This window comes from Rhizobium sp. P43, assembly GCF_056730705.1.
The window spans coordinates 3,135,996-3,160,120 of the sequence record NZ_CM161539.1; the positions used below are offsets into that span (position 1 = coordinate 3,135,996).

General features: G+C 60.2%; 23 protein-coding genes and 1 tRNA gene. 10 read left to right on the plus strand and 14 right to left on the minus strand.

Annotation, left to right across the window (positions count from 1 at the left end):
* Positions 1-64 precede the first annotated feature (64 nt).
* Positions 65-601 carry a GcrA family cell cycle regulator gene (locus AC1PUL_RS15665; RefSeq protein ID WP_480468601.1) on the plus strand — a complete coding sequence of 179 codons (537 nt, stop codon included), beginning with the start codon at positions 65-67 and terminating at the stop codon, positions 599-601.
* Between the two features lie 131 nt (positions 602-732).
* Here AC1PUL_RS15665 and phoB read toward each other — a convergent pair whose 3' ends face one another.
* The 7 genes from phoB to phoR form a co-directional block, all read right to left on the minus strand.
* The gene (gene phoB, locus AC1PUL_RS15670) at positions 733-1,416 is read right to left on the minus strand and encodes a phosphate regulon transcriptional regulator PhoB (protein WP_006727960.1); all 684 of its coding nucleotides are present in this window, start codon (positions 1,414-1,416) and stop codon (positions 733-735) included.
* 25 nt (positions 1,417-1,441) lie between these two features.
* A complete protein-coding gene (gene phoU / locus AC1PUL_RS15675; RefSeq protein ID WP_480465062.1) occupies positions 1,442-2,155 on the minus strand; it encodes a phosphate signaling complex protein PhoU in 714 nt (237 codons plus the stop codon).
* Between the two features lie 46 nt (positions 2,156-2,201).
* Entirely contained in the window at positions 2,202-2,987 is a 786-nt protein-coding gene (gene pstB, locus AC1PUL_RS15680) for a phosphate ABC transporter ATP-binding protein PstB (protein ID WP_480468602.1), read from the minus strand.
* Between the two features lie 35 nt (positions 2,988-3,022).
* Positions 3,023-4,378 carry a phosphate ABC transporter permease PstA gene (gene pstA, locus AC1PUL_RS15685; protein ID WP_480465063.1) on the minus strand — a complete coding sequence of 452 codons (1,356 nt, stop codon included), beginning with the start codon at positions 4,376-4,378 and terminating at the stop codon, positions 3,023-3,025.
* A complete protein-coding gene (gene pstC / locus AC1PUL_RS15690) occupies positions 4,375-5,835 on the minus strand; it encodes a phosphate ABC transporter permease subunit PstC (RefSeq protein WP_480465064.1) in 1,461 nt (486 codons plus the stop codon). The genes pstA and pstC overlap by 4 nt, the downstream gene beginning before the upstream one ends.
* Before the next feature lie 69 nt (positions 5,836-5,904).
* On the minus strand, positions 5,905-6,945 hold the full coding sequence (locus AC1PUL_RS15695) for a substrate-binding domain-containing protein (protein WP_480465065.1): 1,041 nt from the start codon (positions 6,943-6,945) through the stop codon (positions 5,905-5,907).
* Positions 6,946-7,133: 188 nt separating this feature from the next.
* Positions 7,134-8,390, minus strand: coding sequence for a phosphate regulon sensor histidine kinase PhoR (gene phoR, locus AC1PUL_RS15700; protein WP_480465067.1), 1,257 nt, complete (start codon positions 8,388-8,390; stop codon positions 7,134-7,136).
* Between the two features lie 201 nt (positions 8,391-8,591).
* Between phoR and ppk2 the strand changes: the two genes are divergently transcribed.
* Entirely contained in the window at positions 8,592-9,473 is an 882-nt protein-coding gene (ppk2, locus tag AC1PUL_RS15705) for a polyphosphate kinase 2 (protein ID WP_480465068.1), read from the plus strand.
* A gap of 38 nt (positions 9,474-9,511) precedes the next feature.
* On the opposite strand, the gene AC1PUL_RS15710 is transcribed toward ppk2, so the two are convergent.
* A complete protein-coding gene (locus AC1PUL_RS15710) occupies positions 9,512-10,690 on the minus strand; it encodes a hypothetical protein (protein WP_480465069.1) in 1,179 nt (392 codons plus the stop codon).
* 256 nt (positions 10,691-10,946) lie between these two features.
* On the opposite strand from AC1PUL_RS15710, the gene AC1PUL_RS15715 reads away from it, so the two are divergent.
* The 3 genes from AC1PUL_RS15715 (at position 10,947) to AC1PUL_RS15725 (ending at position 13,220) form a co-directional block, all read left to right on the plus strand.
* Positions 10,947-11,906 (plus strand): NAD(P)H-dependent flavin oxidoreductase, encoded by a 960-nt coding sequence (locus AC1PUL_RS15715; protein WP_480465070.1) that lies wholly within the window; start codon positions 10,947-10,949, stop codon positions 11,904-11,906.
* Between the two features lie 49 nt (positions 11,907-11,955).
* Positions 11,956-13,020 carry a DUF1176 domain-containing protein gene (locus tag AC1PUL_RS15720; protein ID WP_480465071.1) on the plus strand — a complete coding sequence of 355 codons (1,065 nt, stop codon included), beginning with the start codon at positions 11,956-11,958 and terminating at the stop codon, positions 13,018-13,020.
* Between the two features lie 124 nt (positions 13,021-13,144).
* A tRNA-Thr gene (locus AC1PUL_RS15725) sits at positions 13,145-13,220 on the plus strand.
* A gap of 26 nt (positions 13,221-13,246) precedes the next feature.
* On the opposite strand, the gene AC1PUL_RS15730 is transcribed toward AC1PUL_RS15725, so the two are convergent.
* Both AC1PUL_RS15730 and AC1PUL_RS15735 read right to left on the minus strand, forming a co-directional pair.
* Positions 13,247-14,206 (minus strand): ROK family protein, encoded by a 960-nt coding sequence (locus tag AC1PUL_RS15730; protein WP_480465072.1) that lies wholly within the window; start codon positions 14,204-14,206, stop codon positions 13,247-13,249.
* A 127-nt stretch (positions 14,207-14,333) separates the two neighbouring features.
* On the minus strand, positions 14,334-14,729 hold the full coding sequence (locus AC1PUL_RS15735) for a PRC-barrel domain-containing protein (protein ID WP_076391827.1): 396 nt from the start codon (positions 14,727-14,729) through the stop codon (positions 14,334-14,336).
* A gap of 228 nt (positions 14,730-14,957) precedes the next feature.
* Between AC1PUL_RS15735 and AC1PUL_RS15740 the strand changes: the two genes are divergently transcribed.
* From AC1PUL_RS15740 to AC1PUL_RS15755, 4 genes are all read left to right on the plus strand, one after another.
* Positions 14,958-16,664 carry a long-chain-fatty-acid--CoA ligase gene (locus tag AC1PUL_RS15740; RefSeq protein WP_480465073.1) on the plus strand — a complete coding sequence of 569 codons (1,707 nt, stop codon included), beginning with the start codon at positions 14,958-14,960 and terminating at the stop codon, positions 16,662-16,664.
* A gap of 102 nt (positions 16,665-16,766) precedes the next feature.
* The gene (pgi, locus tag AC1PUL_RS15745) at positions 16,767-18,395 is read left to right on the plus strand and encodes a glucose-6-phosphate isomerase (RefSeq protein WP_480465074.1); all 1,629 of its coding nucleotides are present in this window, start codon (positions 16,767-16,769) and stop codon (positions 18,393-18,395) included.
* A 458-nt stretch (positions 18,396-18,853) separates the two neighbouring features.
* On the plus strand, positions 18,854-19,045 hold the full coding sequence (locus AC1PUL_RS15750; RefSeq protein WP_480465075.1) for a hypothetical protein: 192 nt from the start codon (positions 18,854-18,856) through the stop codon (positions 19,043-19,045).
* Positions 19,046-19,242: 197 nt separating this feature from the next.
* A complete protein-coding gene (locus AC1PUL_RS15755) occupies positions 19,243-19,728 on the plus strand; it encodes a hypothetical protein (RefSeq protein WP_480465076.1) in 486 nt (161 codons plus the stop codon).
* Between the two features lie 192 nt (positions 19,729-19,920).
* On the opposite strand, the gene AC1PUL_RS15760 is transcribed toward AC1PUL_RS15755, so the two are convergent.
* Together AC1PUL_RS15760 and AC1PUL_RS15765 are read right to left on the minus strand one after the other, a co-directional pair.
* On the minus strand, positions 19,921-20,847 hold the full coding sequence (locus AC1PUL_RS15760; protein WP_480465078.1) for a carbohydrate kinase family protein: 927 nt from the start codon (positions 20,845-20,847) through the stop codon (positions 19,921-19,923).
* A gap of 78 nt (positions 20,848-20,925) precedes the next feature.
* The gene (locus tag AC1PUL_RS15765) at positions 20,926-21,618 is read right to left on the minus strand and encodes an orotate phosphoribosyltransferase (RefSeq protein WP_480465079.1); all 693 of its coding nucleotides are present in this window, start codon (positions 21,616-21,618) and stop codon (positions 20,926-20,928) included.
* Between the two features lie 131 nt (positions 21,619-21,749).
* Between AC1PUL_RS15765 and AC1PUL_RS15770 the strand changes: the two genes are divergently transcribed.
* Positions 21,750-21,905 (plus strand): DUF3096 domain-containing protein, encoded by a 156-nt coding sequence (locus AC1PUL_RS15770; RefSeq protein ID WP_480465080.1) that lies wholly within the window; start codon positions 21,750-21,752, stop codon positions 21,903-21,905.
* Positions 21,906-21,918: 13 nt separating this feature from the next.
* Here the strand turns inward: AC1PUL_RS15770 and pyrC are convergent, their stop codons facing one another.
* Positions 21,919-22,956 (minus strand): dihydroorotase, encoded by a 1,038-nt coding sequence (gene pyrC, locus AC1PUL_RS15775; protein ID WP_480465081.1) that lies wholly within the window; start codon positions 22,954-22,956, stop codon positions 21,919-21,921.
* Between the two features lie 66 nt (positions 22,957-23,022).
* A complete protein-coding gene (locus AC1PUL_RS15780; RefSeq protein ID WP_480465082.1) occupies positions 23,023-24,108 on the minus strand; it encodes a response regulator in 1,086 nt (361 codons plus the stop codon).
* Between the last annotated feature and the right edge of the window lie 17 nt (positions 24,109-24,125).

A 24,125-nucleotide genomic window follows, 5' to 3' on the forward strand; every position in this document is an offset into this window, starting at 1 on the left:
TCCGAGGCATGGGTGATTGATTCTGCCATGACAGACGCGAGCGGCGGAGAGATATGGCATGAACGTGCAGTGGAGTGATGAGAGGGTCGAAAGACTGAAACGGCTGTGGGCCGAAGGCCTCAGCGCAAGCCAGATCGCTGCCCAGTTGGGCGGCGTTAGCCGTAATGCCGTGATCGGCAAGGTTCACCGTTTGAACCTTCCGGGCCGCGCCAAGGCCGGTGGCAGCACGTCTGCTGCACGGCCTGCCAAGCGCCCGGCGCAGACGCAGCGTCCCGCTGCGTTTCCGAACCGCCCGGCGGCCAACACGACGACACGCACAGTGGCCCGGGCATCCGGAGCGACGATGCTGAAGGAAGAAATCGAAGTCGAAGTCTACGAGGAAGTCGAAGTCCGTCGCCCGCTCAATGTGGTCGTACCGATTTCGCGTCGCCTGGCGCTGACCGAGCTCACCGAACGCACCTGCAAGTGGCCGATCGGCGATCCGATGAAGGACGACTTTCACTTCTGCGGCTGCGAAATCGCAGATAGCGCGCCTTACTGCACCTATCACGCGAAGCTCGCCTATCAGCCAGTGAGCGAACGTCGGAAGGCGGCACGCTGAGCAATCGAGCGGTCGCAAGATCAGGACTTCGATCAGGCCCTTCGGGGCCTGTTTTCGTTTGACATGATGCCAACAGAAAAGGCCGCGACAGATAACCGCGCGGCCTTGCATAATCACTTGTCAGGAAGCCGTCAGGCTTCCATGGAATAGCCCGCTCCGCGAACGGTGCGGATGACATCCTGCATGTTGGAGAAGTTCAGAGCCTTGCGCAGGCGACCGACATGCACGTCTACGGTGCGTTCATCGACATAGATGTCATGACCCCAGACGCCATCAAGAAGCTGCGAGCGTGAGAAGACACGGCCGGGCGATGCCATCAGGAACTCCAAGAGCCGGAACTCGGTCGGTCCAAGACGCACTTCGCGGCTCTTGCGATGCACGCGATGGGTCTCGCGATCGAGCTCGATATCGCCGCAACGCAGGACGCTGGACAAGACTTCCGGCTTGGCGCGACGGAGCATCGCCTTGACGCGGGCCATGAGTTCCGGGGTCGAGAACGGCTTGACAACATAGTCGTCGGCGCCGGTCGCCAGACCCCGAACGCGTTCGCTTTCTTCACCCCGCGCCGTCAGCATGATGATCGGCAGGCGCTCGGTCTCGGGCCGCACACGCAGACGGCGGCAGAGTTCAATGCCGGATACGCCCGGCAGCATCCAGTCGAGGATCAGGAGATCCGGAACACGCTCCTGAAGCCTGATCTCGGCCTCATCACCCCGAAGGATGGTCTCAACTTCATAGCCTTCGGCTTCCAGATTGTAACGGAGGAGGACCGACAGGGCCTCCTCGTCTTCAACTACGGCAATCTTCGGCTGCATCGATCATCAACCTCGCTGGCCACAATCACTCGGTGATCGCACCGACGGAAGAAGTCAGGTCTTCCTTCGGGCGTTCGCCTTCCGGCTGGGCGCCGGTGGTCATGTAGTAGATGGTCTCGGCGATGTTGGTCGCGTGGTCGCCGATGCGCTCGATATTCTTGGCGCAGAACAGCAGATGCGTGCAGCTTGTGATGTTGCGCGGATCTTCCATCATGTAGGTCAGGAGTTCGCGGAACAGCGAGGTGTAGATCGCGTCGATCTCCTCGTCGCGGTCACGGATGGACTTCGCCTTCTCGGCCGAGCGTGTCGTGTAGACATCGAGCACTTCCTTGAGCTGGGCGAGTGCAAGGTCGGATAGATGTTCGAGGCCACGCGCGAGCTTGCGCGGCACGCCGGTTGCCTGGATGGCCACAACGCGCTTGGAATTGCTCTTGCCGAGATCGCCGACACGCTCAAGATCGGCGGCGATGCGCAGCGCACCGATGATTTCGCGCAAATCCGATGCCACCGGCTGCCGCTTGGCAATGGTTATGACTGCCTTGTCGCCAATCTCGCGTTCCATGGCGTCCATGAGAACGTCGTCGGAGATCACCTTTTGAGCGAGCGCGGCATCAGAATTCACCAGAGCGCGCACGCTTTCGGCGACCATCTGTTCTGCCAGACCGCCCATTTCGGAGATGCGGCGCATCAGGAACTTCAGTTCCTCGTCGAAGGCCGAGTAGATGTGTGTGGAGCCCATTTGAAACGTCCTTGAAATTGAGTTCGACCGTTGATGACGTCAGGGCTCAACCGAAGCGGCCCATGATGTAATCCTGGGTGCGCTGGTCATCCGGGTTGGTGAACATCTTGTCGGTATCGTTCTCCTCGACGAGGTTGCCGAGGTGGAACATGGCGGTGCGCTGGGAGACGCGGGCGGCCTGCTGCATGGAGTGGGTCACGATGACGATGGTGAAGTTCTCGCGCAGCTCGTGGATCAGTTCTTCGACCTTGGCAGTCGCAATCGGGTCGAGCGCCGAGCAGGGCTCGTCCATGAGGATCACTTCAGGGCTGACTGCAACGGCACGCGCGATGCAGAGACGCTGCTGCTGACCACCGGACAGACCGGTGCCCGGGGATTCGAGACGATCTTTCACTTCGTTCCAAAGCCCGGCCTTCTGGAGTGCAATCGCAACGATCTCATCCAGTTCAGCCTTGTTGCGCGCCAAGCCATGGATACGGGGACCATAGGCAACGTTCTCGTAGATCGACTTCGGGAACGGATTCGGCTTCTGGAAGACCATCCCGACCTTGGCGCGCAGCTGCACCGGATCGACCTTAGCATCATAGATGTTTTCACTGTCGATCTGGATCAGGCCCTCGACGCGGCAGCTCGCAATCGTGTCATTCATCCGGTTGATGCAGCGCAGGAATGTCGACTTACCGCAGCCCGACGGGCCGATGAAGGCGGTCACGGAGCGTGGGCGGATGTCGATGTTGACGTCCTTGATGGCGTGCTTGTCACCGTAAAAAACCTGCACATTGCGGGCGGTGATCTTGGCTTCAGTCATGGTCGGTGCTTTCGTCGTGGTCATCTTGGTCGCGAGATTGTTCATCATCTTGGAACTCCTTACCAGCGACGCTCGAAGCGGCGGCGAAGAATGATTGCGATCAGGTTCATGAGGATCAGAAACACCAGGAGCACGATGATGGCACCCGATGCACGCTCGACGAAGGCCGGGTCTCCACGCTGGGTCCAGTTGTAGACCTGGACCGGCAGGGCGGAAGCCGGATCGAAGAAGCCTTCCGGCGGTGCGCCTGGATATTCACGGACGAAGGCGACCATACCGATCAGGAGCAGCGGAGCCGTTTCACCGAGCGCCTGGGCGAGACCGATGATCGTGCCGGTCAGGATGCCCGGCATAGCGAGCGGCAGGACGTGGTGGAAGATCGACTGCATCTTGGATGCGCCAACACCGAGGGCCGCATCGCGGATCGACGGCGGCACGGCCTTCAGCGCCGCACGCGTCGCGATGATGATCGTCGGCAACGTCATCAGCGTCAGCACGAGGCCACCGACGACGGGCGCCGATTGCGGCAGCCCCGCATAGTTGATGAACACCGCCAGACCGAGAATACCAAAGACGATTGAAGGAACGGCGGCGAGGTTGGCGATGTTCACCTCGATCAGGTCGGTAAACCAGTTCTGCGGTGCGAACTCCTCCAGATAGATCGATGCAGCGACCCCGAGCGGCAGGGAAAGGAACAGCACGATCAGCATCATGTAGGCGGAGCCGAGGATGGCAACGCCAAGGCCGGAAGCTTCGGGACGCGTGTCGGAGGCGTCAGGCGCCGTAAAGAAGTCCCAGTTGAAGCGTGTCGTCAACACGCCGGCATCCTTCAATGCGTCCGCGAGACGCAGCTGTTCCGGGGACGTGTTGCGGTCAAGCGCGGCGCTCTCCATGGTCACGCGGCCTTTGTAGTATCCGTCGATGCGGCCGGCCGCCAGGAGATCGAAGCGCACCGTTGTTCCGATGACGCTGGGATTGGCGAGCACAAAGTTGCGCAGGCTGGCCGGCGCCTCTTTCGAGATCAATTCGGCTGCGGCCTTGGCATTCATGCCTTCGACAGCAATGCCTTTCTCCTGCATGACCTTGGCCAGAGCCGCTTCGATAAGCGGCGTATAGCCAAAGGTCGAAACCTTGGCGATGTCGGCAGGATTGCGGTTGCCCTGCTTGTCCAGCTTCGCGGCATCGAGAACCACGTCGAGCGAAATGTAGGTCTGCCGGAAGGACGACAGGCCGTTCGACAGGATCGAAGCCAGCAGACCGACCAAGGCCAGAACGCCGATGATGACGGCGATCAGGCCCATCATCCGGAAACGGGCTTCCGCTGCATTGCGGCTGCGGGTGCGGGCATCGGAAGCAAGGATCGACTTGGTTTCGGCGGCCTTGGGGGCGGCCTCGAAAGCGGTGATGTCGGTCATTCGTACTGCTCCCGGTACTTGCGCACGATGTAGAGGGCCACAACGTTGAGGCCAAGTGTGATAACGAAAAGTGTGAGACCAAGCGCGAAGGCGACAAGGGTCTCGGGGCTGGCGAACTCGGTGTCACCCGTCAACTGGCTGACGATCTTGACGGTAACCGTCGTCATGGCCTCGAAGGGATTGAGGTCTAGCTTCGCTGCGGCACCGGCGCCCAATACGACGATCATGGTTTCACCGATCGCGCGGCTCGCGGCGAGAAGAATGGCCCCCATGACACCCGGCAGGGCCGCCGGCAGGATGACGCGCTTGATCGTCTCCGACTGGGTGGCACCCAGACCATAGGAACCGTCACGCAGGGACTGGGGTACGGCATTGATAATGTCATCCGAGAGCGAGCTCACGAAGGGAATGATCATAATGCCCATGACGATGCCGGCGGTGAGAACCGACGAAGAAGAGGTGCCAAGTCCAAGCGGCTGAGCCAGCCAGTCACGGATTAGCGGGCCCACTGTGACGAGCGCGAAAAGGCCGTAGACGATTGTCGGGATGCCCGCCAGAACCTCGATTGCCGGCTTGGCAAAGCTGCGCAGCGTCGGGCTCGCATATTCCGACAGATAGATTGCGATTAACAAACCGAGGGGCACGGCGACGAGCAGCGCCACGAAGGAGACATACAGCGTGCCCCAGAGAAGCGGCAGGATGCCAAGTTCAGAGCCGCCGCGGAACTGCGGGTTCCAGACCGTCGAGAAGAAGAACTCGGATGCCGGATACATCTTGAAGAAATTGATGGTCTCGAAAACCAGCGAACCGACAATCCCGACAGTTGTCAGGATGGCAATCGTTGAGGACCCGATCAAAAGCACGGTGACGAAGGTCTCGCTGACATTGCGTGCCCGCATGTCGGTACGGATCCGGCTCAAGGACCAGATACCAAGACCAAGCGCAACCGCGATGACGACGATCGTCATGGCAAGTGAGCCTGTGCGCGACGCTTCGCGATAGACCTTTGCCGCAGCGAAGACTTCAGCCGGTACATCACCCGCCAGAGCCACGCCGACTTCTGCAAGTCGATCGCGCACTGTGGAGACATCGATCTCGCCATCCACGAGAGCGCTTGCGCTCGCATCCTGGTTGGCAATCATGGCGTCCAGGCCGTCGGCAATGCGGCGGACGTCCGACAAAACGAGGCTGCGGGCTCCGCCTTCCGGGATCACGCTGTCGGGGATCAGGGCATCGGCGCGCCCTTCAACGATGATCGGCTGGACAAAAAGCCAGGCCAGCATCAGCAAGAAGGCAGGCACTGCGGTAAAGAGGGCGACGGTCTGGCCATAATAGCCAGCGAGAGAATGCAGTTTGGTACCGCTGCTATCGGCAAGGAAGCGTGCACGGCGCTTGCCGAGGACGAAGCCGATCAACGCGAGCACCGCAAGAATGAGAACGATGATGCCGCCACTCATATGACAAAAGTCCCCTGCCAAACAAAAAAGACCGGCGGCACATCATATGCCGCCGGTCGATGCATAAGATCAGTTCAGCGGCGCCATCGGCGTACGGGCCTTGACGGCTTCCTGCGTCTTGGCCAGTTCCGGGTCGGAAACGAGGCCGTAGGCAGCGAGCGGGCCATCCGGGCCGGCCATTTCGTCAGAAACGAAAAACTCTACGTATTCCTGGAGACCGGGGATAACGTCGAGGTGAGCGTTCTTGACGTAGAAGTAAAGCGGACGCGAGACCGGGTATTCGCCCTTGGCGATGCTCTCAACCGTGGGAACCACGCCGCCCATGGTGGCTACGCGCAGCTTGTCGGTGTTGTTCTGGTAGAAGGACAGACCGAAGACGCCGATACCGTTCTTGTTGGCGTCGACGCGAGCGAGCGTCTCGGTGTAGTCGCCGTCGATGTCGATGGAAACGCCATCGGTACGGAGCGCCATGCAACCGTCTTCAGCCTTGTCCTCGTCGCCACCGGCGGCTGTCTTCAGGGCTTCGAAAGCACCGTTTTCTTCGCAACCAGCGACGATAACCTTGGTGTCGAACACTTCGCGGGTGCCGTGCTTGGTGCCCGGAATGAAAGCGAGGATCGGCTGAGCCGGCAGGTCGGCGCGGATCTCGTTCCAGTTCTTGTAAGGGTTATCGACCAGCTGGCCGTCCTTCAGAACCTTGGCAGCGAGCGCATTGTGCCAGTCAGACGGGGTGAAGGCGAATTCAGGACCGTTAATGTCGGAAGCGAAGACGATGCCGTCGTAACCGATGCGAACTTCCTGGATGTCGTTCACACCATTGGTCTTGCAGAGCTCGATGTCGGACTTGCTGATGCGCGAGGAAGAGTTGGCGATGTCGATGGTGTTCTCGCCCACGCCTTCGCAGAGCTTCTTGCGGCCGGCGCCAGAGCCGCCGGACTCAACAACCGGGGTCGGGAATTCGAAGTTTTCGCCGAAGGCTTCGGCGACGATGGAAGCGTAAGGCAAAACGGTGGAAGAACCAGCGATCTGGATCTGGTCGCGGGCAACGGCAGCGCCAGCGAAGGCCACGGAGGCCGCCAAGGCAGCTACGGAAAGTTTCAGAGCGTTCATGATCATCTCCCGGAAAGGGCTTGTGTGTCTTTGCGGCCGATGCGGCGTCTCCCGAGCAGCGGCGACTGCGTTCTTAGCGGCTCTAGGCCAACGCTTTTATGTCAGTTCAATGAAACATTTGTGACAGATATTCTGCCATAATTTCAGATACTTAAACTCACAACATCAAAACAGATGCGGCTTTTATGTCAAAATCTGACGGTAAAGACACTTCCCTCGCCCAGATCTGACTTCACAATAAGACGCGCACGATGACGTGTGAGGATGTGCTTGACGATCGCAAGCCCGAGACCGGTCCCCTTCTTGGACCGGCTGTCCTCGACATTGACGCGGTAAAACCGCTCCGTGAGACGCGGAACGTGTTCGGCGGGGATGCCCGGCCCATGGTCGCGCACGCTGACTTCCGTTGCGCCGCTGACATCCTGGCGCAGCGCCACCTCGACGACCTTTCCATCCTGTCCATACTTGCAGGCATTCTCGATCAGATTCTCGAAAACCTCGACGAGTTCATCACGTTCGCCCATGACCTCGATCTTCTCTTCAGGCAGATCGAGGCGGATTTCGACACCGAGTTCGGCAGCCAGCGGAGCCAGGCTATCTCTCACATGTCCGAGGATCGGCCCCAACTCGACTTTGCGATCCGGCGGCACGTGGGCTTTGAGTTCAAGACGCGAGAGCGAAAGAAGATCATCCACCAGGCGGCTCATCCGGTTGGCCTGATCAAGCATGATCGCTAGGAACCGATCCTTCGCCTTGGCGTCATCGCGGGCAGGCCCCTGGATGGTCTCAATGAACCCACGCAGTGAGGCCAGAGGCGTTCGCAGTTCGTGGCTGGCATTGGCAACGAAGTCGCTGCGCATGCGGTCCAGACGCCGCAGTTCGGAGATGTCCTGGAAGGAGAGCAGAAAATACGTCTGTCCCGACGTCTCCTGCGGATCGACCTGCGCCACACGGACTGTATAGACCCGCTCAGAGGGATGGCGCTCGGAGTGTTCGATCTGATTGGGGGCGCCGGTCTCCGTCGTCTCGCGGATCATGTCAAGGATTCCGGGAGACCGCCAGCGGGTCGAGACGTGCAGGCCGCTCAGCAAGGTGCCGAAGACTCTTTCCGCCGACTGGTTTTGCGCAATCATTTCAGCTTCGGGGTTGAGCACGAAAATCGGCATGTCCACTCCGTCCAGCGACGCGAGGATCAGCGGCAGAGGATCGGCGGGCGCCGGATAGGAGGCCATCACGGGCGGCGCGACGGGAGGCGCGTCGTCTTCCGGCAGTTGCCGAAATACCACCAGCAGGAACAGCAGGATGAACAGGATGACCGCATAGCCCGTTGCAGCGCCGGTGGCCCAGGCACTTATCGAGAGGATGCCGGCTGCAAGAATATAGACCCAGGCTGACAGCACCCGTCGAAGATCGTTGCGCCAGCCGTCACCTCTGTTGTCCTGCATGCGCGCGCGAATGCCCCCGTCTCATCACTTCAAGCCTGATAGCCGCGAATCATGACAGAAGTTACGCTGCGGTGCCATTGTCTCCCAAGCCTTTCCCCCGTGCGTCGATAGTGAGCGAGGAGGAACCGAGATGCTTGAACTTCATTTCCGCTTGGGCTCATGTAGAGAGACTGAAAGCGGATAAAACACGGGGAGCCGAGTATGGATGCACAGACGGAAAGCCGGGCGGTGACACTGACGGTCGCAGGCAGCCAGCGCCTATACGATATAGACCTGCCTGACCTGCCGGACTGGATCGAAGACAATGCGCTGAAATCCGGCGGCTTTCCCTATGACAAGAAGCTCTCCGAAAAGGATTACGAGAAGGAACTCACCCAGCTTCAGATCGAACTGGTGAAGGTTCAGTTCTGGATGCAGAAGACCGGCGAGCGGGTCATGGCGCTGTTTGAAGGCCGCGATGCGGCTGGCAAGGGTGGCGCAATCCACGCAACGCTCTCCTATATGAACCCCCGTTCCGCCCGTGTCGTCGCCTTGACCAAGCCGACCGAGACAGAGCGCGGTCAATGGTATTTCCAACGCTATGTCTCGCATTTCCCGACGGCTGGCGAATTCGTGCTGTTCGACCGATCCTGGTATAACCGCGCAGGCGTCGAGCCCGTGATGGGCTTCTGCACGCCAGACCAGTATGAGAGCTTTCTCGATCAGGTGCCGCGTTTTGAGAAGCTGATCGAACGGGAAGGCATCCGCTTCTTCAAGTTCTGGCTGGATACCGGACAGGAAATGCAGCTCAAGCGCTTCCACGATCGCAGGCACGACCCCTTGAAGTGCTGGAAGCTATCCCCGATGGACATCGCGGCGCTCAGCAAATGGGACGACTACACGAAGAAGCGCGACCGGATGCTGAAGGAGACCCATACCGAGCGGGCGCCCTGGACGGTTCTGCACGCCAATGACAAGCGGCGGGCGCGGCTGAACCTGATCCGCCATATGCTGCTCTCCCTCGACTACGAGGGCAAGGATCTCGAAAAGATCGGCAAGCTCGACAAGAAGATCATCGGCAGTGGGCCGGACTTCCTGAAATAGCCGGGGCCAGCGCACCCATCGTCAGCCCTGAGGCAATTCTACTGGCCAGGCAGAACGCGGACGGCGTACAAGTTTACACCCCGCCCACTGCCTGCCAGATCAGCATTGATCAAAAGACGGCCAGGTGTGGAGGGCGCCATGCCATTTTCGAATGACACACGGAAAAGCGCATCGAGTTTTTGAGGGTTCACCGTGAAGCGGTGGCGTGGACAAGCGCCCATGCGCGGGAAATCGCATTCGACGGAGATCTGAACCGGCTCGTCATCCATCGATTGCACCGTCAAGGCAATGGTCGATGTTCGACCTGCCATTTCGCGAAGCACATCGGTTGGCACCGTTACCTCGATCACGCCGGCCTGGTCGCCGCTGCGGGATATGATCTGAGCGGCGCTCCCGTCGCTCGCTGTGACGATATCCACAAGGGCATTGGCCCGTGGGCGGAGTGCGGACACCTGTTGCGGCTCGAAGACCTCGATCCAGTCATCCGAGAAACCGCCGCGCGCATCGAGTGCCTGGGGTCCGGCAGACCCTGCCGGGACCGCCGCTTCGGGCGCTCCGGAGAAGTCTTCGGCCTCAACACGCGGTGGCGGATTGGGAACGGAAGTATCGCGCTCGGCCTGCGAAAGAAGCATGCCTGAGGAATAGACCCACCAGGCGCCAATCCCGAGTGTCGCCAGAAAAACTGACAGGATCATCAGCCTTGCTACGAGGCCCCTGCGGCGCCGCGGTGCCTTTGACGGGCGTTCTGACCGCATGTCGGGCATCGGCCCTTCGTCATCCGCGTGGGCGTCCACCGGTGCGCGTGGCGCCCGATCGAAATCATCCTCGAATGAGGGCTCTCGCTGGAGAGACTGTGACGCCGGTGGCGGATCAACATTGGCGAAGCCTGGCTCGATACGTCTGGCTGGCCGATCGACCGATGACGAGAGCGCTTCCTGAGATGACTTGGGGGCGGGCATCGCGGGTGAAGCCATCTGCGGAGCGGCAGGCTCTGTCCGTACGTCAAGGCGGGCTCGCTCTTCCAACTCGATGGAATGGATGAGCGCCTCCAGACGACGGCGCTGATAATTCACGGCTTCGGCATCATCGATGTTCTGCTTGCGCAGCCCGGTTTCGAGCGCCTGACGGGCAGATTGATAGACCCGAGCCCGTGCTTCCGCATTTGAACGGTCGGCGCGCTCCAAGGCGTTTCTGATGGCCGTTTCCAATCCACTCATTGGCCGCCATACTCCTTCAGGGGTCACCCCAGCCACATCGCAATCATAGTCACGATTCGGTAAACGCTCGATTTTTCCAGCACAAGCCCGGAAAACCCGTATGGCGGCGAATAAACACAGGAATGAGGCCAGACGACGTTGTTGCCGGTGAACGGTCGGCCTCGGATTCCTGGGAAAGCAAGGACACGCTTTCCTATCTGCAGATCATCTGCTATTTGACGTTTGCGTAAACGTAAACTTCATGGGAGGTGAAGTGATGGCCCTGCCGCCGATCCTGAAAAACAATCTGAGGCTCCCCGTCGTCGCCTCGCCACTCTTCATCATATCACATCCGAAGCTGACGATCGCTCAGTGCAAGGCTGGCGTGGTCGGCGCCTTTCCCGCGCTCAATGCCCGGCCCGAGGCGCAACTCGATGAGTGGCTGGCCGAGATCACCGAAGAGCTTGCCTCCCACAATGCGAAGAACCCCGACCGCCCGGCCGCTCCCTTCGCGGTCAACCAGATCGTGCACATGTCGAACAAGCGGCTGGAGCACGACCTGATGATGTGCGTCAAATACAAGGTGCCGATCGTCATCTCCTCGCTGGGCGCCGTTCCGGAAGTGAATGCCGCCGTGCATTCCTATGGCGGTATCGTGCTGCATGACGTGATCAACAACCGTCACGCCAACTCGGCAATCCGCAAGGGGGCCGACGGGCTGATCGCGGTGGCGGCCGGTGCAGGCGGCCATGCCGGCACGCTGTCTCCGTTCGCGCTGATCCAGGAAATCCGCGAATGGTTCGACGGGCCGCTGCTGCTCGCCGGTGCGATTGCCAATGGTGGCGCAATCCTTGCGGCCCAGGCGATGGGTGCCGACATGGCCTATATCGGCTCGCCCTTCATCGCGACCGAAGAGGCGCGCGCCTCCGACGAATACAAGCAGGCCATCGTCGACGCCCAAGCCAATGACATTGTCTATTCCAACTACTTTACAGGCGTACACGGCAACTATCTGAAGCCGTCGATCAAGGCAGCCGGCCTTGACCCAGACAATCTCCCCGTCGCCGATCCCTCCAAGATGGACTTCGACAAGGCAACCACTGGCGCAAAGGCCTGGAAGGACATCTGGGGCTGCGGACAGGGCATCGGGGCCGTCAAGGCGGTCGAACCGGTCGCCGCCGTCGTTGATCGCCTTGAGCGCGAGTATATAGGCGCAAAAAAGGCGATTTGCGGCTGAGGCTGTCGCTGCTAGCGTCCCCGCAGAATCAGTTTTTTGCGGGGACTTCATGCGCCAGACCACCACGCTTCTCATGACTGTGCCCTTTGTCCTTGGCGGCGCAATTTCCGCGCAGGCGGAGGATAGCGGCTACAGGGAGTTCAAGTCGTGGCAGATCCTCTGCGAACAGACCCTGTCCTGCAGCATGCGGCAGTTTCTCTCAGACAGTCCGCTATCGCGCATCGAACTGAAGCGAAGCGGCAAGCCGGAGGCGCCGGTCACCATTACTGTCTCGGTGAACGACATGTCATTGACCGAAGGCCAAGGGGAGACCGAGGTCAGCATCAAGGTTGACGAGGAGGCGCCGGTCGTGGTGCGGGGTGGCGACATAGCCGTCGATACCTTGGCGAGTTCCCTGACGCTGACCGGCGACTTCATCGGCAGCGGCCTGATCGAGATGCTGAAAAACGGCTCGAATGTGGCCATCACAGTTTCCAGCGCCGACAAGAGAGTGGCAGCGACGTTTCCCCTCTCCGGTGCGGCGGCAAGCCTTCTCTTCATCGACGAATACCAGGATCGTATCGGGCATACGGACGCCATGATTTCGAAGGGTGAAAAGGCACCAAATCCGCCTTTGCCCATCAGCGACATCGCGATGATCGAGGAACTGCCCGAAGCGATTCGCAGTCAATTCGCCGAGGGCGGCGCCTGTGCCGATACGGAAATCTCGATGCTGGACGGCAACGCGCTCTCCCACCAGATCGACGAGAGCACGACCATATACATCACGCCCTGCGGCCCGAGCGGCGCCTACAATGTGACCTATGTCGCCTTCGTCGATGCCTTCGACATGATCACGCCTCTGGCCTTCCCGGGCATGATCGACGGCGCGCCGAGCGCCAGTACCCTGGCCTTCAATCTTGGCTATGACTGGAAGGAGAGGACCTTCTCGTCCTTCTTCAAGGCACGTGGCGTCGGCGACTGCGGCACCTACAGCGAATGGAAATTGGTTGACGGTGCCATCGGGACACAGCTGGCTCTTGTCGAGGAAGCCTCGCGCGAATGCCCGGTCGAGATCGACCAGAACGAAGCCATGGATCTCTCCAACTGGCCGAAGACCTGGCCGCTCAAGTGATTGATGAGCACACTTGGCGGTCGCGGAATTTTTCCCCGGCCGCCGAAATCCGTCTTGAAATCACCGGGCAATCCCTGTATCAGCCCCTCACCAAACGCGGCGGGTGATCACCCGTCCAGCGTGGGCCGCTTTAGCTCAGTCGGTAGAGCACATCATTCGTAATGATGGGGTCACGTGTTCGAGTCACGTAAGCGGCACCATTTCTTCCCCGACGACCACCGTACAATCAGTCCCTTGAGGCTATCTGCGTGTCTAGCGCGCTCAAAACAGCGCCCAGCATGCCCGCTTCCGCGCCGTGCCGGCTAGGCTCCAGCCGGCAGTCGAAGGGCAGCAGGGGTGCCAGATGGTGGCGGATGCGTTCGAAGAAGTAGGGCTGACTGCCAATGCCGCCGCCGATGACGGTGAGGTCTGGATCGACGATTGCATGGATCGCGGCAACGCCGACCGAGCCGCGACGGGCGAGATCGTCGATTGCCTTCCGCGCCGTGTCGTCGCCCGCCTCGGCGCGCTCAAAGAGATCGCTGACACCGCCCAGATCGGGATGGCGAGCAATAACGCCACGGGTGCCGACTTCGTCCTCGAAAAGACCGTTTTCCGAAACGGGCGCATACTGATGCACGTCTGATCCCGTGGGCAGATAGGCAATTTCGCCGGCGCGTCCAAAGGCACCGCGCAGCATTTTGCCATCGACCACGAGCCCCAGGCCGACGCCCGTACCGAAAGACAGGAAGGCGACGCTGGAAAGCCCCTTGCCTGCCCCGGCGACCGCTTCACCGAAGGCCGCAAGATTGACGTCATTTTCCACATGGACCGGCACAATCAGACGCTCTTCCATCACCTGAGCGAGGGGCCGGTCTTCGGGTAAGGCAAGATTGGGCGAGAGCGATGCAAGGCCCGTCATCGGCGATACGGCACTGGGGACACCGATCACCACGCGACGAACGGAAGACGCCCCGATCCCTGCGCGGCTCGCGAGTTTGTCAACAAGGGCGGCCATCTGATCGAGGACTGGAGCACCGGGGCCATGTTCAGTCGGCTCGCGCAGCGTGGCCAGGATCTTGCCATCAAGATCGGCAATGCCGGCCAGGATCTTGGTGCCGCCGAGATCTATGCCGACAACAGTTCCGGCCCGCATCGCGTCATCAGACGTTGCTGTTGCCTTATCAACCGCTGGATTGCCCGCCATGCCCGTCTCCCGAAATCGCTCTGCCGCGTGGTTTCCCCGGTCGGGCGCCGGTTGTCAACAATCAGAAACGGCGCCACCCGCAAGGGTGACGCCGTGGTCTTGATCTGTTGTGGAACCAGCCGATCGATCAGATCCAATAGGGCGGAACACCATAGTAGTCATAGACTGATCGGCCATTGTTGCGATACCACTCATCGCTGTCATCTCTGGCGCGAGGCGCCCCCTCGACCTGCTCCTTGGTCAGATCGATGCGATAACCGTCGAGGCTTTCATCATAGGTGAGCTTTTCCCAGGGAAGCGGATAGTAGTCGTCGCCAATTCCCCAGAAGCCGCCGAATCCAAGGACGGCATAGGCGACCCGGCCACCTTTCTTTTCGAGGATAACGCGCTGGATGGAGCCGATGCGGTCGCCATCGCGACCATAGACGGCGGTACCTTCAACCTTGTCGCTGGCGATCAGGCTCGGGGTATCCTTGACGTAGGGATCCTGGCCAGCGGCGGTGTTTCGGTTCTCCTGCAACATGGGAAGTTCTCCTTCTTGGTTGTCGATACAGAGGTAACGGGTGCCCTTGCGCATGGTTCCCCACAAACGACTTGCAAACCCGACTGACGGGATTATTGACGTTTACGTCAAGGTTATATAGCGTTCTTACACTTGCACTGCTGATGTGGAAGCATAAGCTTCGGTGCCTGAGGAGGAACCGGTCCCGCAAGGGCGTGCACAGAAGATGACAGATGTCGGGAGGAATACATGACGGACACCATGAGCCGCCTCAGCGGTCGCGCCGCCGAGAAAATCTGGATCAACTCCTACCCCGCCGCCGTGCCGGCAGAGATCGCGCCGCATGCGCATGCGTCGCTCGGTGCGCTTTTTGAAGCCAGCTGCGCCAAATTCGCTGATCGCCTCGCCTTCTCCAGCATGGGCCGCGGCATGACCTTCCGCGAGCTTGAGCAGCAGTCCCGCAAGGTCGGCGCCTGGCTGCAGTCCAAGGGTCTCGTCAAGGGTGACCGCGTCGCCGTCATGACCCCGAACATCCTGCAGAACCCGGTGAGCGCGTACGGCATCCTTCGGGCCGGCATGACCGTGGTCAACGTCAACCCGCTCTACACGCCGCGCGAACTGGAACACCAGCTCAAGGATTCCGGCGCCAAGGCGATCATCCTGCTCGAAAATTTCGCCCACACGGTCGAACAGGTGGTGGCCCGCACAGACGTGAAGCATGTCGTGGTCTGCGCCATGGGCGACATGCTGGGCCTCAAGGGCCACATCGTCAATCTCGTGGTGCGCAAGGTGAAGAAGCTCGTACCCGCCTGGTCGATCCCTGGTCATACCGGCTTCAAGGCGATGCTGGCCGAAGGCGAGAAGCTGTCGCTGAAGCCTGTCGACGTGGTCTCGAGCGACGTTGCCTTCCTGCAGTATACGGGCGGCACGACCGGCGTTTCCAAGGGTGCCACGCTCACCCATGCCAACCTGCTTGCCAACAAGCAGCAGATCGCGCTGTGGCTGGAAGCGGCCTTTGCCGGCAAGTCGCGTCCCGACGTGCTGAACTTCGTCTGCGCATTGCCGCTGTACCATATCTTCGCGCTGACCGTGAATTCGCTGATGGGCATTGCTCTCGGCGCCCATAACCTGCTGATCGCCAATCCGCGTGATATCCCGGCCTTCATCAAGGAGCTGCAGAGCTTCAAGGCGCATGTCTTCCCGGGCCTGAATACGCTGTTCAACGCGATGATGAACAACCCGGAATTCAAGAAGATCGACTTCTCCTCGATGATGCTGGTGCTCGCTGGCGGCATGGCGGTCCAGCGACCGGTCGCCGAGCGCTGGCTCGACATGACGGGCCGGCCGATCACCGAGGGCTACGGCCTCTCGGAAACCTCGCCGGTTGCCACTGTCAACCGTCTCGATGCGCGTGAATTCTCCGGCATGATCGGCCTGCCCCTGCCCTCGACCGACATCGAGATCCGCGACGAGGACGGCAACACGCTGCCGATCGGCGAAGTGGGCGAAATCTGCATCCGTGGCCCGCAGGTCATGGCCGGCTATTGGCAGCGCCCGGAAGAGACGGCCAAGGTGATGAGCGCCGATGGCTTCTTCCGCTCCGGCGACATGGGCCTGATGGACGAGCGCGGCTATGTGAAGATCGTCGACCGCAAGAAGGACATGATCCTCGTTTCCGGCTTCAACGTCTATCCGAACGAGATCGAGGAAGTCGCCGTGATGCATGCCGGCGTCTTGGAATGCGCCGCTGTCGGCGTGCCGGACGAACATTCGGGCGAGGCGGTGAAGCTCTTCGTGGTGAAGAAGGATCCAAACCTGACCATCGACGAGTTGAAGGCGCATTGCGCCGCCAATCTCACCAATTACAAGCGTCCGCGCTATATCGAATTCCGCACCGAACTGCCGAAGACCAATGTCGGCAAGATCCTGCGGCGGGAGCTGCGTGACGGAAAATAAATCGATTTAAATTTGGGGAGGCTTCTGCCTCCCCTTCGTCTTGATCCCGTCTCAAGTCACTAATAAGGTCCCCGACATCATCGTCGAACCAGGGACATTCCGATGCAATCCATCATCGACACACTGACGAGCACGGTCGCTGCCACCCATGCCGAGGACCTGCGCGCAGCCTTTGCCGCCGATCCCCAGCGTTTCAGCCGCTTCTCGGCCTCGCTCGACGATCTGTTGATGGATTATTCCAAATGCGCTGTGAATGACGAGGTACTCGACCAGCTCGAGCAGCTGCTGGCGGCTGCCGGTGTCGCCGAAAAACGCGATCAGATGTTTTCCGGCGCGCCGATCAACTTTACCGAAGGCCGCGCTGTTTTGCACACGGCGCTGCGCAACCGCTCCAATCGACCGGTTCTGGTCGCCGGTCGCGATGTGATGCCTGATGTGAACGGCGTTCTCGAGGCCATGGGCAAGTTTGCCGATGGCATTCGCTCCGGCGAGATGAAGGGCGCCACAGGCAAGGCCATCACCGATGTCGTTAACATCGGCATTGGCGGTTCGGATCTCGGTCCCGTGATGGCCACGCTGGCGCTCTCGCCCTTCCATGACGGCCCGCGCCTGCATTTCGTCTCCAATATCGACGGCGCGCATATCGCCGACACGCTGAAGACCCTCTCTGCCGAGACCACCCTCTTCATCGTCGCGTCGAAGACCTTCACCACCATCGAGACGATGACCAATGCCCAGACGGCGCGCGCCTTCATCGCCGATGCGCTGGGTGAAGCCGCCGTCGGCCATCATTTCTGCGCCGTCTCGACCGCCCTCGACAAGGTCGCCGCCTTCGGCATCGATCCCTCGCGCGTCTTCGGTTTCTGGGACTGGGTCGGCGGACGTTATTCCATCTGGTCGGCCATCGGCCTGCCGCTGATGATTGCGATCGGCCCCGACAATTTCGGCGACTTCCTTGCTGGTGGCCATGCGATGGACGAGCATTTCCGCAATGCGCCCTTCCGGCAGAACCTGCCGATGCTGCTCGGCGCGCTCGGTGTCTATCACCGCAATGTCCTGAACTATGCGACGCGGGCGATCCTGCCCTATGACCAGCGCCTGTCGCGCTTCCCGGCCTATCTGCAGCAGCTGGACATGGAATCGAACGGCAAAAGCGTGACGATCGACGGCAAGCCGGTCCAGGGCGCGTCCGGTCCGGTCGTCTGGGGCGAGCCGGGCACCAATGGCCAGCACGCCTTCTACCAGCTCATCCACCAGGGCACGAGCGTCATCCCGGCCGAATTCCTGATCGCCGCCAATGGCTTCGAACCGGAGCTGCGCCACCAGCACGAACTCCTGATCGCCAATTGCCTCGCCCAGTCGGAAGCTTTGATGAAGGGCCGCACACTCGCGGAAGCGAAGAGCCAGCTGACCGCCAAGGGTGTGCCCGACGAAGAAGCCGACTTCCTCGCCCCGCACCGCGTCTTCTCCGGCAACCGCCCGTCGATCACCTTCGTCTACGAGCAGCTGACCCCGTTTACGCTGGGTCGCCTGATCGCGCTCTACGAACACCGCGTCTTCGTCGAAGGCGTCGTCTTCCGCATCAACTCGTTTGACCAATGGGGCGTGGAGCTTGGCAAGGAACTGGCGACGGGGCTGTTGCCGGTGGTGCAGGGCAAGGTTGCGGCCACCGGGCATGACAGCTCGACGGCGGGATTGGTGTCGGCGCTGGCAGGGCGGAAGATGGGGTAATGTCAGAGGCGGTTGGGCTCGGCTGAAGGTAACTCCGATCGGACTTCTGAGCAGGCGTAGCTAGTACCAAAGCCCAATCACCATCATTTCTGGACAGATCTCCACCCTGATTTCAGGGCGGCCTCGGCTGACTGAACACTAAAATCGTTAAACATCAAAGGCTTCCATGGTTAAGCCGATCATGGCAGCGGAAGATGATGAACGACCTGCATCCTCGCCTAGATAACGAAAAGTCGTACAATGGTTGAGCGCTCCAGAGGACACTACTGAACAAACCAAGGCTTTCATGGCTAATGCCCTTCTCTCAGTGGGAGCCAAGTGGAATTGCATGACAGATCTTCAAATCAAAATTTCACGGCCCGCCTTGAATGTTCCAAATCACCACATTATCTTTAGTGACGTGACGGTACTGTCGCAAGGGTAGGCGTTGACCCGGGCAACGCGAAGGAGAGGTCAAAATGCCAAAGATCAAGCTCAAGATCGAAGCGGACTTCCAGAACGTACAAATTGATGTCTCCGGGCAGGCCTGCGGCCGATCCGTAGAACTCAGCGCACGTTATGGTCGCACTACGCCTGAGATCGTGCAAGAGCAGCCTCGCACGAAGGGCAAGCGCCTCTCGGGTTCTAAACCCGAAGACGCGGATTCCTAAGTGAGCGGCGAGCCGTCAGCCAAGACTGAGATGAAGACACCAATTTCACTGATCATGCGATGCGATTGAAATATTGAAAACGCGGCATGCACTCTAAAAATTGAATCTTCATCATCGGTTTTGGCGGGCGGCGGCTCAGAGCTAGAACAAGGTATTAGGCCGAAGAAAGATCGAGCTCATAGAAAGGGTACAGATCAATGTCTGTGAAACGTAAGGGAAAGTTGCCAACTCTCGTTGTCGATAACAACGTGTCAAACTTACCCTCGCGGAAGGAAGATGTCTCTGAGGTAAAGCTACACGTCAGAATGGATGCTCTGACATTTCGGCATATAGAAATGTTAAGAGCTGCACTTAGGACGTCCTCCGACCAAGAGATTTTTCGTAGGGCCTTGATGGCCTACGAAATATTCGAACCGGAAGGAGTTTACAATCAGGAAGTATCAAAAACTCAAAACGAAGCCACCAACGTTAAATCACTCCACAAGGATAAATACATAAATCTATCCAGGTGGATGAAGGACTTACTAGACGAGGCGAAGGAGAATTACGGAAAAACCTACACAGAAACCATAAGAGATGCTTTGATGATCCTTCTGCAGCTGGTTAAAAATACCAGAGATCTGCGAGAAGGAATTGAAAGCGGCGGCACGGATACGCGCCGCCTAATTCCAATTGCTCTCTAATATTGCACCCGCCTCTATGTTCAAGCATAGGGGCGGGCTTTTCTAAAATTCACAAAGAATTTATAGAGCCACAACGGAGCCTCAACTCTGGATACATCAAGCTAGAACATTAGGCACAACGCGCCCAGTATAGCTGACACCCCAGAATGCCAAAAAGAGCGAGAAAACTCCTGGCATTTGTCGATAACTGAATCAGAACCCAATCTCCGCCGCCGTCGGCGGGTTGGCCCCTGCCCGCGATACGGTAACGGCCGCCGCTTTGGCGCCTACCGTCAGCGCCTCGCGCACAGCCTCTTCCGAGAGCGTCGCCACCTTCTCCTTGGTCAGCAGTCCCTGACGCTTCAACGACGCCAGAATGCCCGCGTCAAAGGTGTCGCCGGCGCCGACGGTGTCGACCACCTCGACCTTGTTGGAGGGGACGGAGACCTTGAAGTTCGCGGTATAGGCTGTCGCGCCTTCCGCGCCCTTGGTCAGAACCACGAGCTTGGCGCCGCGCGTCAGCCAATAGGCGGCGCGTTCGTCCTGGCTGCCCTGGAGATCGAACCAGTCGAGGTCTTCATCGGAGAATTTCAGGATGTCGGACATATCGGCCATACGGGCGATGCGGGCCTGGTGGGCGGCCTTGTCCTTGATGAAACCGGGGCGGATATTGGGGTCGAGCGAGATCACGCGGGTCTTGTGCTCGCGGGTCATCAGCGCTTCATAGGTCGAGCCGCAGGGTTCCGGGATCAGGCTGATCGCGCCGAAATGCAGCGCCTCGCAGCTGTCATCGAGCGCGGGCAGATCGGCTTCCGTGATCATCCGGCCTGCCGTGTTCTCGTCATAGAAGGCGTAAGATGCCTGGCCGTTGGTCAGCTTGACCAGAGCGATCGTGCAGGGGCGCGATAGCGTGGCGCAATAGCTGTAATCGACGCCCGAGGATTTCAGCGTGTCACGCAGGATGTCGCCCAGCATGTCGTCGGAAAGGCCGGTGAAGAAGCCGGTGTCGATGCCGAGGCGCCCGAGCGCAATCGCCGTGTTGAAGATCGCGCCGCCGGCATAGGGCGCAAAGGCGCGCTCGCCGAGCGTGGTTTCGCGTGGCAACATGTCGATCAGCGCTTCGCCGCAACACAGGATCATCTCGACCTCCCAAGGATTCCGTTTCAATCGATTTAAACGAAGCCGCCCTGATTTTCCAGCGCGACTTTGGGCATTCGCTCAGGCGAGTGACGAAATCCCACCGTTGCGACCCGACCATTCGAGCGGGGCATCCAGGAAGGCCTCGACTTCCGATAGGGTCTTCTCGTCAAAAAGCTTCTGCTCGCGGGCGACGGCCAGAACATTGCGCCAGGTGGCGATGTAGTGGAGCTTCACCTTGCCATCGGCAAAACGCTGCTCGGCCTCTGGGAATATGCCATAGAAGAAGAGCGCGATGCCGTGATCTACAACGCCACCTGCCGCGCGGATCGCGTCGATGAACTTGAACATGCTGCCGCCCGCCGTCGTCAGGTCCTCGATGACGAGCACGCGTGCGCCTTCAGGCATGTGCCCTTCGATCTGGGCGTTGCGCCCATGGCCCTTCGGGGCCTTTCGCACATAGATCATCGGCAAGCCCAAGCGATCAGCGAGCAGGGCTGCAAAGGGGATGCCAGCCGTCTCGCCGCCGGCGATGCAGTCGAACTGTTCGAAGCCGGCATTGCGCATGAGGGTCGCGGCGGCAAAATCCATGACGGCGGAGCGCACGCGCGGATAGGACAAGAGCTTGCGGCAGTCGATGTAAACGGGGCTCCGCATGCCCGACGAGAGCTTATATGGTTCGGCCGCGTTGAAATGCACTGCCTTGATCTCCCAGAGCATCTTCGCCACGAGTTCTGCCATAATGGCCGGGTCGGTGAAGGGTGTCTGGATCATCGGGCGCTCCTGTCAAACATGGTCAGAAGCGCCATAGCAGCAAGCAGCCCTGCCCGCCAGATGCAGCGCCCATGGAACAATCGTCCTCAGCAGATCTTTAGGGCAGGCCAATCCACAAAGGACCGACAACCATGGACAACGCCCTCATCATCCAGCCCCTCGTCGCGCTCATCGCCGGCATTCTCATCCTGATCATGCCGCGCCTGCTGAACTATGTCGTCGCGATCTATCTGATTCTTGTCGGCATCCTCGGCCTCTGGCCGCAGCTCGGCTCTCTCGGCGCCTGAGCTGCGTCGCCAGTCAGGCGACATCCCAGTGCAGCGGGAATTTCGGATTGAAAACCGTCACCGGCCCGGCGCCGGTGAAGATCTTGACCGGAAACTCGACCGGCTCCTCGCGCTTGACGAGCGTAATCCTCTCCTCGTTTGCGGGCAGACCGTACCAGGCGGGCCCGTTCAGCGAAGTGAAGGCCTCGAGCTTGTCGAGCGCATTCTCCTGTTCGAAGACATGGGCAAGGCAGCTCATCGTGTTGATCGAGGTATAGATGCCGGCGCAGCCGCAGGCGCATTCCTTCAGCGGGTCGACATGCGGCGCGCTGTCGGTGCCGAGGAAGAAGCGGGCATCGCCTGAAACGGCCGCCTTGCGCAGGGCCTGGCGGTGGTTCTCGCGCTTGGCGACCGGCAGGCAGTAGTAATGTGGCTGGATACCGCCGACGAGAATGTCGTTCCGGTTGATGATCAGGTGATGGGTGGTGATTGTGCCCGCAAGATTGCGATCGGCCGAGCGGATATACTCAATGCCGTCTTCGGTCGTCACATGCTCCATGGTCACCTTCAGCTCCGGCAGGCGCTTGCGCAGCGGATCGAGAACCGTGTCGATGAACACCTTTTCGCGGTCGAAGATATCGATTTCGGGCGTTGTTACTTCGCCATGCACGCAGAGCGGCAGACCGACCTTGGCCATGCGCTCCAGCACGGGCATCGCCTTTTCCATGTCGCGCACGCCACCATGGGAATTGGTCGTGGCACCGGCCGGATAGAGCTTCACCGCCGTGATCAGGCCGGAGCGCTTGCCCTCTTCCACGTCATCGGGATTGGTGTGCTCGGTGAGGTAAAGCGTCATCAGAGGCTGGAAGCTATCTCCAGCCGGCACCGCGTTCAGGATCCGCTCACGATAGGCGCGGGCGTCTTCCGTCGTCACCACCGGCGGCACGAGGTTCGGCATGATGATCGCCCGGGCAAAGTGCCGGCTGGTATCGCCGATCACGCCCTCCAGCATGGCGCCATCGCGCAGATGCAGATGCCAGTCGTCGGGGCGGCGGATGGTGAGGGATGACATGGGGCGAGCCTCCGGCTTGACGAGAACTCGCCGCCCTTAGCATGTCCCTTCCTTGGGATCAAAGGATCAGGCGACCCGTTCGCTGACGGGAGTTACCGCCTTCTCCGCCTCTTCCATCTGCTCGCGACGGTCCTGCTCCATGATCGCCTGGATCCGCGGCAAAGCGCGCTCAAAAGCGGCGACACAATCCGGATCGAACTGGGTGCCGGCGCGGCCGAGGATGTGCTCCACGGTGCGTTCGAAGCTCCAGGCCGGCTTGTAGGGGCGCTCAGTGGTCAGGGCGTCGAAGTTGTCGGCGATGCAGACGATGCGGCCGGAAATCGGGATCGCGGCGCCGACCAGGCGGTTAGGATAACCCTGACCGTCCCAGCGTTCGTGGTGGCTGGCGGCAATCTCGGAGGCGAGCTGCAGCAGTGACGAATGGGAACGGCCAAGGATGTCGCTGCCGATCTGGGCATGGGCCTGCATCTGGCGATACTCGGCCTCGGTCAGGCGCCCCTGTTTCAAGAGAACGGTATCGGGCATGGCGACCTTGCCGATGTCATGCATAGGGGCTGCAAGCCGGATATCGTGGCAGACCTGGCCCGGCAGACCGAGCTCGATGGCAATTGCCTCCGAATAGGCGGCGACGCGCAAGGTGTGGCGGGCGGTCTCCGGATCCTTGTAGCCGGCGGCGAGCGTCAGGCGATGGATGATCTCCTGCTCGCGTTCACGCAGTTCGCCCACAGCACGCTCGACCTCGCGGCGCAGCCATTCGGCCTGATCGGCAAGCTGGCGACGGGCTCGCGAAAGGCTAACGATGTTCTGGACGCGTGCCTGGAATTCGACCGGGTTTACCGGCTTGGTCAGGAAGTCGATGGCGCCTGCATTGAGTGCTGCCATGCGGGTGGTCATATCCTTGTCTGCCGTTACAAAGATGACCGGGACATCGGCATATTTCTCGAAGCGCACGATCTCCGTGTAGAGCTCGACACCGTTGTACACAGGCATCTGGTAATCGATGATCGCGATGTCGAAATCAAGCTCCGGCAAAGCCGAAAGCACGGCGTCGGGGCTGGCAAAGGGCAGTGCCTCGCAATGATCGAGCTTTCCGACGAGTTTCGTCAGGAGCTTCAGATTGGTGCTGTTGTCGTCCACCAACAAAATACGCATGAACGCCTCCGTGCTTT

Excerpts from the sequence above, each read along its gene's own strand:
- AC1PUL_RS15760 (WP_480465078.1), bottom strand. The coding sequence starts at position 20,847 with ATGATCCTGTGTTGCGGCGAAGCGCTGATCGACATGTTGCCACGCGAA.
- pyrC (WP_480465081.1), bottom strand. The coding sequence starts at position 22,956 with ATGTCATCCCTCACCATCCGCCGCCCCGACGACTGGCATCTGCATCTG.
- phoU (WP_480465062.1), bottom strand. The coding sequence starts at position 2,155 with ATGGGCTCCACACACATCTACTCGGCCTTCGACGAGGAACTGAAGTTC.
- AC1PUL_RS15765 (WP_480465079.1), bottom strand. The coding sequence starts at position 21,618 with ATGATCCAGACACCCTTCACCGACCCGGCCATTATGGCAGAACTCGTG.
- phoB (WP_006727960.1), bottom strand. The coding sequence starts at position 1,416 with ATGCAGCCGAAGATTGCCGTAGTTGAAGACGAGGAGGCCCTGTCGGTC.
- AC1PUL_RS15695 (WP_480465065.1), bottom strand. The coding sequence starts at position 6,945 with ATGAACGCTCTGAAACTTTCCGTAGCTGCCTTGGCGGCCTCCGTGGCC.
- AC1PUL_RS15720 (WP_480465071.1), top strand. The coding sequence starts at position 11,956 with ATGCGCCAGACCACCACGCTTCTCATGACTGTGCCCTTTGTCCTTGGC.
- AC1PUL_RS15710 (WP_480465069.1), bottom strand. The coding sequence starts at position 10,690 with ATGAGTGGATTGGAAACGGCCATCAGAAACGCCTTGGAGCGCGCCGAC.
- AC1PUL_RS15780 (WP_480465082.1), bottom strand. The coding sequence starts at position 24,108 with ATGCGTATTTTGTTGGTGGACGACAACAGCACCAATCTGAAGCTCCTG.
- AC1PUL_RS15735 (WP_076391827.1), bottom strand. The coding sequence starts at position 14,729 with ATGTTGCAGGAGAACCGAAACACCGCCGCTGGCCAGGATCCCTACGTC.
- AC1PUL_RS15740 (WP_480465073.1), top strand. The coding sequence starts at position 14,958 with ATGACGGACACCATGAGCCGCCTCAGCGGTCGCGCCGCCGAGAAAATC.
- pstB (WP_480468602.1), bottom strand. The coding sequence starts at position 2,987 with ATGACCACGACGAAAGCACCGACCATGACTGAAGCCAAGATCACCGCC.
- AC1PUL_RS15730 (WP_480465072.1), bottom strand. The coding sequence starts at position 14,206 with ATGGCGGGCAATCCAGCGGTTGATAAGGCAACAGCAACGTCTGATGAC.
- AC1PUL_RS15750 (WP_480465075.1), top strand. The coding sequence starts at position 18,854 with ATGCCAAAGATCAAGCTCAAGATCGAAGCGGACTTCCAGAACGTACAA.
- pstC (WP_480465064.1), bottom strand. The coding sequence starts at position 5,835 with ATGAGTGGCGGCATCATCGTTCTCATTCTTGCGGTGCTCGCGTTGATC.
- pstA (WP_480465063.1), bottom strand. The coding sequence starts at position 4,378 with ATGACCGACATCACCGCTTTCGAGGCCGCCCCCAAGGCCGCCGAAACC.
- phoR (WP_480465067.1), bottom strand. The coding sequence starts at position 8,390 with ATGCAGGACAACAGAGGTGACGGCTGGCGCAACGATCTTCGACGGGTG.
- ppk2 (WP_480465068.1), top strand. The coding sequence starts at position 8,592 with ATGGATGCACAGACGGAAAGCCGGGCGGTGACACTGACGGTCGCAGGC.
- AC1PUL_RS15770 (WP_480465080.1), top strand. The coding sequence starts at position 21,750 with ATGGACAACGCCCTCATCATCCAGCCCCTCGTCGCGCTCATCGCCGGC.
- AC1PUL_RS15755 (WP_480465076.1), top strand. The coding sequence starts at position 19,243 with ATGTCTGTGAAACGTAAGGGAAAGTTGCCAACTCTCGTTGTCGATAAC.
- AC1PUL_RS15715 (WP_480465070.1), top strand. The coding sequence starts at position 10,947 with ATGGCCCTGCCGCCGATCCTGAAAAACAATCTGAGGCTCCCCGTCGTC.
- pgi (WP_480465074.1), top strand. The coding sequence starts at position 16,767 with ATGCAATCCATCATCGACACACTGACGAGCACGGTCGCTGCCACCCAT.